General features: G+C 71.2%; 5 protein-coding genes. 2 read left to right on the top strand and 3 right to left on the bottom strand.

Going from position 1 to position 9,205, the window contains the following annotated elements:
• From HG543_RS27955 to HG543_RS27945, 3 genes are all read right to left on the bottom strand, one after another.
• On the bottom strand, positions 1-696 hold a 696-nt coding region (locus HG543_RS27955; RefSeq protein ID WP_169347931.1), incomplete at its 3' end, for a DUF819 family protein.
• Positions 693-2,009 carry a pyridoxal phosphate-dependent decarboxylase family protein gene (locus tag HG543_RS27950; RefSeq protein ID WP_169347930.1) on the bottom strand — a complete coding sequence of 439 codons (1,317 nt, stop codon included), beginning with the start codon at positions 2,007-2,009 and terminating at the stop codon, positions 693-695. The genes HG543_RS27955 and HG543_RS27950, both read right to left, overlap by 4 nt.
• 37 nt (positions 2,010-2,046) lie before the next feature.
• A complete protein-coding gene (locus HG543_RS27945) occupies positions 2,047-3,036 on the bottom strand; it encodes a TauD/TfdA family dioxygenase (RefSeq protein ID WP_246357348.1) in 990 nt (329 codons plus the stop codon).
• Between the two features lie 546 nt (positions 3,037-3,582).
• Here HG543_RS27945 and HG543_RS27940 point away from each other — a divergent pair.
• Together HG543_RS27940 and HG543_RS27935 are read left to right on the top strand one after the other, a co-directional pair.
• Positions 3,583-5,391, top strand: coding sequence for an OmpA family protein (locus HG543_RS27940; protein WP_246357347.1), 1,809 nt, complete (start codon positions 3,583-3,585; stop codon positions 5,389-5,391).
• A 17-nt stretch (positions 5,392-5,408) separates the two neighbouring features.
• Positions 5,409-9,152 carry a DUF4215 domain-containing protein gene (locus tag HG543_RS27935; RefSeq protein WP_169347927.1) on the top strand — a complete coding sequence of 1,248 codons (3,744 nt, stop codon included), beginning with the start codon at positions 5,409-5,411 and terminating at the stop codon, positions 9,150-9,152.
• The last annotated feature ends 53 nt before the right edge of the window (positions 9,153-9,205 follow it).

Below are 9,205 nucleotides of genomic sequence, written 5' to 3'. Positions count from 1 at the left end.
CCCCAGCACCCCCAGCGTCCCTCCCGCGGACGCCGCGCAGATGACGACGGCCAGCAGCAGCGACAGCGCCATGCCGCGCACCCGGGCCCGCGTGAAGAAGCGTGCCTCCCCCGCCCCCGTCTCCGTCGGCTCGCTCCACCCGGTGGGGTTCGGGAAGCGGGGCAGGAAGGCGAGCACCAGCCGCTGCGCCACCGTCACCAGGAAGAGGAAGTACGCGGCCCCGCAGACGATGTCCGCCGTGTTGAGGAGCACGAAGGTCTCCTCGCGCACCTGCAGCGCCAGCCCCACCGCGTTCATGTTCGCGGTGCCGCCCGTGTACACGCCGGCCAGCATGCCGGCCATCTTCCACCACTCGTCCGAGCGGTCCGCGAAGGCTCGCCCCACCACCGCCGCGCTCACCATGGCCGCCACGCACGCCAGTACGAAGGACAGCAGCGTGGAGCGCGCCAGCCGCATCCACCGCGGCATGTCCGTGGCGAAGAGCAGCAGCGGAATGGCCAGCGGCACGGCGGCCTCGCTCACCGACAGGCTCACCCGCGACTGGAGCCCCAACCCCGGCACGTTGCCCAGGAGGATGCCGGCGCCGTAGCACAGGACCACCGGCCCCACCCAGGCCACCGGCTTCCAGTGACGCGCCGCCAGGAGGATGAGCCCGGGCAGGCCCACCACCACGAGGACCTGGAGCGGTGCCATCATTCGTAGAGCGAGTCCATGAACTGGCGGATGAAGTCCGCGGCCTCGGCGCGGTCGGGCATGGCGCCCAGCATCCCGTACATGGCCGCGCTGCCCTCCGGCGCCGGCTCACCGCTGGCCAGCCCGGCGGCGCACGCGCGCAGGTCCGCGAGGAAGGGCTCCACCACCTTCGCGTGCGCGGGCGTCACCATCAGGTGCAGCGCGGGCGGCATCATCTGCCGGTCCAGCTTCCAGCCGCGCGCCTCCATGGCATCTCCCAGCGCGTACACGTCCAGCGTGTCCGAGCCGAAGGCGAAGATGCTCAGCCGCGGCTCGCCCAGGAGCTTCAGCCCGGGAATGGCGGCGATGCCCTCGCGCAGCGCCTTCGCCGTGTCCAGCACCGTGCCCGTCAGCCGCAGGTAGCCCTCCTCGCCCAGGTACTTGAGGATGGCCCACGCCGCGGCGATGGCCCCGCCCGGCCGCGTGCCCGCCATGGAGGGCGAGGCGTAGATGCCGCCGCTCCAGTCCGCGTAGGTGAAGAACTGGTACCGGCGCAGCTCGGGCGTGCGGTAGAGCACCAGCGAGGCGCCCTTCGCCGCGTAGCCATACTTGTGCAGGTCCGCCGAGAGGCTGGTGACGCCCGGCACCGCGAAGTCGAAGTCCGGAATGGCGTGGCCGAGCTTCCGGGCGAACGGCAGCAGGAAGCCGCCCAGGCACGCGTCCACGTGGAAGAGCAGGCCCCGCTCCTTCGCCAGCGCGGCCAGCTCGGAGATGGGGTCCACCACGCCCTGCGGATAGGCGGGCGCGGAGCCCACCATGAGCACCGTGCGCGGGGTGAGGGCGGCGCGCATGGCGGCCACGTCCGCGCGGAAGTCCGGGCCCACGGGGACGTTGACCGCCTTCACGCCGAAGTAGTGCGCCGCCTTCTGGAAGGCCGGGTGGACGCTGGCGGGCATCACCATCTCCGGCTCGGTGATGCCGCGCTCCGCGCGCGCGAAGTCCCGGGCCGTCTTCACCGCCATGAGGATGGACTCGGTGCCGCCCGACGTCATGGTGCCGGCGACGCCCTCGCCGTGGAACAGCTCCGCGGCGATGGCCAGCACCTCGGACTCGAAGCGGCGCAGGCTGGGGAAGGCGAAGGGGCTGAGCCCGTTCTCCGACATGAACTCCGTGTAGGCCTCCGCCAGCAGCCGGCGCACGTCCTCGCCCGCGTTGTAGACGAGGCTCCAGGTGCGCCCCTCCTGCCAGCGAGCGTCCTCGGTGCGCAGCTCCCGCATCCGCGCGAGCACTTCCTGATGACTCAAGCCCTGCGGGGACAGACGCGGCGGATTCGACATCACGGCTCCAGGGGTGGGTTGAACCAGGGGAGCCCCATTAGAAACGCGCCTGCGAGTCGAAGTACACGCCGCGCATCCAGCGCGGCCCCGAGAAGGCCGTCCGGGCGTGCAGCATCCGCCAGTTGTCGTAGATGAGGAAGTCGCCCGCCTCCAGGCGGAAGCGGTACTGGTGCCGCTCGTCGCGCACCAGCCGCGCGAAGCGGTTGCTGGCGCGGTACCACGCCTCCATCTCCGCGAAGGGCCGCCGGTAGGGCGCCAGCGTGAAGTAGCTGTAGCGGATGCGGAAGCCGCCGTGCACGTCGAAGTCGAGGATGGGCGAGACGAGCACCCGCTCGAAGTCCTTCTGCTTGCGGTGGAAGGTCACCGGCACCGTGCGCAGCAGCTCGAACGCCGGCGCGTCGATGTCGGCCAGGTGCCGCGCCGCCGCGAGCCCGTCCACCACGCCGGTGTCTCCTCCCACGTCCGCCGGCCTCATGCAGTGCAGCAACTGGTAGCGCGGGGGCCGCTCCAGGAAGGGCTGGTCCGTGTGGAGCTGGATGGCGCTGTCGGTGTACCCGAGCTGGTCCGTGTTCTGGTTCGTCGTGTTGTCGGTGCGCAGGTCCTCGATGCGGCCGAAGTGCGTCTCGATGACGGACAGGCCCTCGCGGCCGAAGAGGTCGATGAGGGCCTCGGTGTCGGCGCCGAAGCCGCGCACGAGCAGCGCCCCGGTCTCCTGGAGCCGGCGCAGGGCCAGTGGCCCGAGCGGCCCGTCCAGCCGCGTGGCGTCCACGGTGAGCGCCGCGGTGTCGGAGGGAGGAGGCGGCACGGCGACACGGTCCGCCGCGTAGGCGTGGGCGCGGAGCCAGTCCGCGGCGTAGCGGCTCACCTGCCCGTCGGCGCGGTCTCCCCAGTCGATGTCGAGGGCGGTGGCGTCGTCACTCACCCGCAGGGATTGCGGGCGCGGCTCCGGCGGCAGCTCGGAGGCGCAAACGATGCGCTCGCGCGTGAGGGGGTGACGATCCAGCTCCGAGTTGTGCCGTAACCACAACCAGTGGAAGTCGGCATGTCCGGGGCTTTCACCCGCAGCGAAATGCACACGCAGGAAGTCGTCATGGGGCTCGAGTCGGACAATGGGCATGAGGAAGACGCTCGGTGTGGGTGGAGTTCGACGCGATGCGGGCCCGGCACGCGCCATGGCGCCACGTGCCTGGGATTCGGGCGGGTCTGGCCGGAGGGCGTGACGGCTCGACTAACAACACCCGTCGCGGCGACAGCGGCCGCAGGGGGTCATCAGGAACCCATCACACGAGGAGTGCATCGGCAACGACGTTACTGGCGCTGCTTTGACACGTCAACGGCTGGACATGGCCCCCGAAGTCGGGTTTCTGACACGTCAAGAACCGCTCCGCCCCGAGCCTCCGGGGCCGGCGGCGGCCTGTTTTCACTCTGAGCACCCCCCTTGCGCCTCGCTGGCGTACCGCGTGCAAACCGCCCCCGCACCCATTGGGGGAGAAGTCCGTGTGAGCCAGAGGGGGCCACACGCTGAGTGGAGGGAACCTTGTTTCTACGTAGGAATCACATGTGGCTCGGAGGGATGGCCGTCCTCTGGGCATCGACCGCCATGGCGCAGCAGCGCATTCCCGGCTTCGAGCTGGAGCGGCTGCAGCTCAACCCCGCGGCGCGCGACAGCCTCGTGCTGTCCACCGGCGACCTTCTCCTGAAGGGCGAGTACCGGCTCGCCTTCACCGCGCACTACCAGAACGAGCCGCTGGTGCTGCTCCGGAACGAGGAGCGGCAGGGCGTCATCGTCTCCGACCGCGTGACGGTCCACCTGAGCGGCGCCTACGCCGTCACCGACTGGCTCGAGCTGGGCGCGCAGGTGCCCATCGTCTCGCAGTGGGGCCCGGACACCTCGACACTGAACGTGGCCACGCCGGACACGATGGCGCTGGGCACGCCCTGGCTGCAGGCGCGCGCCGGCCTCCTCTCCGAGGCGGGCGACGGGCCGCTGGATTTGGGCTTCCACCTGGGCGTGGCCCTGCCCCTGGGCAGCTCCGAGGTGCTCACCCGCGACCAGGGCTTCACCTTCTCGCCGCGCCTGGGCGCCGGCAAGAGCCTGGGCGGCAGCTGGCGCCTGGGCGCCGACGTGGGCGCGCTGGTGCGCACCAAGACGTACGCGCTGTCCCCCGCCACGGACCCGCTGCGTGACGAGCTGGGCGTGGAGATGAACGGCGGCGTCAACCTCACCGCGGGCCTGGCCGGCTTCAAGCAGGAGCTGGTGGTGCGCGGCACCCTGCCGGTGGCGGACGCCCCGGAGTCGCTGGAGGTGCTGCTCGGCCTGCGCGCGCCCATGAGCGGCGGCACCGAGGTGTACGCCATGGGCGGCCCCGGCTTCGGCGAGACGCCGGGAACCCCCAACTTCCGCCTGCTCGCGGGCATCAACTTCGGCGCGGACTCCGCCGCCGCCCGCCAGTGCGTGGAGGGCCAGCCCTACGACGTGACCCGCTGCCCCGACCTGGACGTGGACGGCGACGGCGTGAAGAACGTCGCCGACCGCTGCCCGACCAGCGCGGGCCTCGCCCAGCTCAACGGCTGCGCGGACACGGATGACGACAAGGACGGCATCCTCAACCTGGCCGACCGCTGCGCGGCGCAGGCGGAGAACGTCAACGGCTTCGAGGACGAGGACGGCTGCCCGGACGACCCGGACACCGACAAGGACGGCCTCGCCGACTCCAAGGACGCGTGCCCGCGTGAGGCCGAGGACAAGGACGGCTTCGAGGACGACAACGGCTGCCCCGACGCGGACAACGACCAGGACGGCCTCGCCGACGCGCGCGACGCGTGCATCAACGAGGCGGGCCCGCAGGAGAACCGCGGCTGCCCGGACAAGGACCGCGACAGCGACGGCCTCGTGGACCGCCTGGACAACTGCCCGGACGAGCCCGGCACCGAGAAGAACCACGGCTGCAAGGAGAAGCAGCTGGCGCGGATCGACCAGGGCCAGATCCGCATCATGGAGACGGTCTACTTCGAGAACAACAAGGACGTCATCATCAAGCGCAGCAACAAGCTGCTCGACAACGTGGCCTCCATCCTCAAGTCGCACCCGGAAGTCGAGAAGGTGCGCGTCGAGGGCCACACCGACAACACCGGTAGCGCCGACTACAACCTGGACCTCTCCCAGCGCCGCGCCGACGCGGTGGTGAAGTACCTGGTGGGCAAGGGCGTGGCCGCCGAGCGGCTGGAGGCGAAGGGCTTCGGCCCGGCGCAGCCCATCGCCGACAACAAGACCAAGGACGGCCGCGCGAAGAACCGCCGCGTGGAGTTCAAGATCGTCGGAGACGCCGTGGGCGTGCAGACGCAGCAGGGCGCCCCGACGGCCGACACCATCGAGAAGTGAGAGGGGAACCTCCCAACATGAATACCCGTACCCTTTTGAAGTCGGCGGCACTGGCGCTCGCGCTGGTGACCTCCCTGACGGGCTGCGAGACGAACGTCTCCAAGTCCTCCACCCCCGAACCCGTGCTGGCGAGCCAGACGTCCTCCGTCGTGGGAGACGGCCGGCTGCAGTCCAACGAGCAATGTGACGACGGCAACACCACGTCCGGTGACGGCTGTTCCGCCACCGGCACCATCGAGACTGGCTACCTGTGTCACGTGCCGGGCCGCCTCTGCTCGCTGGCGAGCCTGTGCGGCAACAACGCCATCGACCCCGGCGAGGCCTGCGATGACGGCAACACCACGCAGGAGGGCAACGGCTGCACGGCCACCTGCGACCTGTCGCTGTGCGGCAACGGCGCCCCCAACAACCGCCAGTGGCCGAACTTCGACCAGGAGATCTGCGACGACGGCAACCGCTTCGAGGGCGACGGCTGCAGCCGCCTGTGCGAGGTGGAGCCGGGCTTCGCCTGCGCCGGCAGCCCCAGCCGCTGCGTGACGGCGGGCATCGCGGTCTTCAACACCGGCGTGGACGACAACAACCGGCGTCTGGAGTCCGGCGCGGACCCGCACTGGTTCTACTCGGGCACCACCACCGGCGCGGCCCTCGGCACGGAGTTCGCCAATGACTGGCCGCAGGAGGTCCAAACGGCGCGCTTCATGGCCGCGCCGCTGGGCGCCCCCACGTGCGTGTACCAGGACTTCATGGTGCCCACGACGACCAACATCTCCCAGTTCCGCGTGCGCATCGCGACGTTCAATGACAACGCCTTCGAGTCCGCGCGGGTGAACGGCGTGCCCATCACGCCCGTCATCGTCAGCGAGCCCGCGGGTCAGCCCTGGCAGAAGAGCATCATCCGCGAGCTCGGCACCAACGCGGCCTGGCGCCACGGCCTCAACCGCATCGAGCTGTGCAACGAGAACCAGGAGAACCCGCCCAACGCCTTCCGCTACCTGTTCGTGGACGCGTACGACGACCGGTGCGGTGACGGCGACATCTCGCCGCGCGAGGAGTGCGACGACGGCGACGCGACGTCCGGCGACGGCTGCAGCGTGACGTGCGCCATCGAGCCGGGCTATGCCTGCGTCGGTGAGCCCAGCGTGTGCACCCAGTCGTGCGGCAACGGCACGCTGAACCCCGGCGAGGAGTGCGACGACGGCAACACCACCAACAACGACGGCTGCAACACGAGCTGCCGCGTCGAGCCGCCCTACTCCTGCCCCACCCCGGGCGAGGCCTGCGTGCAGACCTGCGGTAACAGCGCCATCGACCCCAGCGAGCAGTGCGATGACGGCAACGTGGTCGGCTCGGACGGCTGCTCCGCCGCGTGCCGCATCGAGTCGGGCTACGAGTGCTCTGGTACCCCGTCCGTCTGCGTCCCGCGGTGCGGCAACAGCCGGCTGGATTCGGGCGAGCAGTGCGACGACGGTAACACCCGCCTGAACGACGGCTGCTCCAACGCCTGCACCCTGGAGCTGGGCTACGCCTGCCCCACCCCGGGCCAGGCCTGCGTGCAGACCTGCGGCAACGGCAACGTGAACCCGGGCGAGCAGTGCGACGATGGCAACCAGAACCCGGGAGACGGCTGCGGCATCATCTGCGACATCGAGTCGGGCTACGCGTGCAGCACGCCGGCGACCGGTCCGTCCGTGTGCACCCGGTCCTGCGGCAACGGCACCCTGAACACGAACGAGGAGTGCGACGACGGCGACACCGACTCCGGTGACGGCTGCTCGGCGAGCTGCCGCGTGGAGACGGGCTACAGCTGCACGAACGCGCCCAACACGCCCAGCGCCTGCGCCACCGACTGCGGCGATGGCATCCGCGCGGGCACCGAGACGTGCGACGACGCCAACGAAACCGCGGGCGACGGCTGCAGCGCCACCTGCCAGGTGGAGTCCGGCTACTCCTGCCCCACCCCGGGCCAGCTCTGCGTGGAGACCTGCGGCAACGGCACCGTGAACCCGGGCGAGCAGTGCGACGACAACAACACCACCCCGGGCGACGGCTGCTCGGCCGCCTGCGTCGTGGAGAGCGGCTATACGTGCAGCGGCTCCGCCCCCAGCGCCTGCCGTACCACGTGCGGTGACGGCATCCGCGCGGGCGCCGAGGTGTGCGACGACGGCAACCTGGAGAACGGTGACGCGTGCTCGTCGCGCTGCCTGCTGGGGAACGGCGAGACGTGCAACGCCTCCGGCGTCTGCGACAGCGGCTACTGCCGCCCCTCCAACCCCAGCGTCTGCGCGGACCCCAACCAGACGACCACGCCGGTCATCACCGGCCCGGCCAACGGCTCGACCGTGGGCACCCAGACGCCCGCCATCAACGGCACGGGCACGCCGGGCAACACGGTGACGGTGCGCGAGGGCAGCACGGTCATCTGCACCGCCACCGTCGACGCCAATGGCAACTGGACCTGCACGCCCACGACGCCGCTCCCCGAGGGCCCGCACACCATCACCGCCACGGCCACCAGCGGCACGGGGACGAGCCCGGCGTCCACCCCGGTGACCTTCACCGTGGACCTGGAGGCTCCGCCGCCCGCTCCGGTCATCACCGGCCCGGCCAACGGCTCCACCGTGAGCACGCAGACGCCGCCCATCACCGGCACGTCGACGCCGAACAGCACGGTGACGGTGCGTGAGGGCAGCACGGTCATCTGCACGGCCACCACCAACTCCGCCGGCAACTGGACCTGCACGCCCACGACGCCGCTCCCCGAGGGCTCGCACACCATCACCGCCACGGCCACCAACACGTCGGGCGAGACGGGCCCGGCGTCCACCCCGGTGACCTTCGACGTCGACCTGACGCCGGTGACCACGCCGGTCATCACCGGCCCGGCCAACAACACCACCGTGGGCACCCAGACGCCCCCCATCAACGGCACGGGCACGCCGGGCAACACGGTGACGGTGCGCGAGGGCAGCACGGTCCTCTGCACGGCCACCGTCGACGCCAACGGCAACTGGAGCTGCACGCCCACGACGCCGCTCCCCGAGGGCCCGCACACCATCACCGCCACGGCCTCCGACAACACGGGCGACACGAGCCCGCCGTCCACCCCGGTGACCTTCACCGTGGACCTGACGCCGCTGGCCGCGCCGGTCATCACCGGCCCCGCCAACAACTCCATCCTGAACAACCCGTCGCCGGCCATCAGCGGCACGGGGACGGCTGGCACCACGGTGACGGTGCGCGAGGGTGACACGGTCATCTGCACCGCCACCGTCGCCGCCAACGGGAGCTGGAGCTGCACGCCCGCGACGCCGCTCGCGGACGGCGCTCACAACATCACCGCCACGGCCACCGACGGCACGGAGACGAGCCCGCTGTCCAACACCGACACCTTCGTCATCGACACGCGGGCGCCGGACACCAGCATCCCGCGCGGCCCGGGCACCCGGAGCGACGAGGGCGACGCGAGCTTCGAGTACGACTCCACCGAGGACGGCGTGAGCTACGAGTGCAGCCTCGACGGCGGCCCCTTCCGCCCCTGCGCCGACTCCTACGAGGTCAACCCCGGGGAGCACACCCTGCAGGTGCGCTCCATCGACGCGGCGGGCAACGTGGACGCCTCGCCGGCCGAGTACACCTGGACGGTGGTGGATACCCGCGCCTTCGCGGGTGGCGGCTGCAGCGCGGCCCCGGCCTCTTCCGGCCTGGCCCTGCTGGCCCTGCTCGGCCTGCGGCGGAGGACTCGCCGCCAGAACGGGCGCTAATCGGTAACATCCGCCGGGAGGTCCCTCCCTCCCCCTCATGGGGCCTTTCTTTC

Origin of the sequence: Pyxidicoccus fallax (assembly GCF_012933655.1) — a bacterium.
Taxonomy (GTDB): Bacteria; Myxococcota; Myxococcia; order Myxococcales; family Myxococcaceae; genus Myxococcus; species Myxococcus fallax.
The sequence above is the reverse complement of the archived record's forward strand: the minus strand, read 5'-3'. Positions and strand labels throughout refer to the sequence as shown.

Bases quoted from the DNA above. Each gene is read 5' to 3' on its own strand.
- HG543_RS27950 (WP_169347930.1), bottom strand. From the start codon at position 2,009: ATGTCGAATCCGCCGCGTCTGTCCCCGCAGGGCTTGAGTCATCAGGAA.
- HG543_RS27940 (WP_246357347.1), top strand. From the start codon at position 3,583: ATGGCCGTCCTCTGGGCATCGACCGCCATGGCGCAGCAGCGCATTCCC.
- HG543_RS27935 (WP_169347927.1), top strand. From the start codon at position 5,409: ATGAATACCCGTACCCTTTTGAAGTCGGCGGCACTGGCGCTCGCGCTG.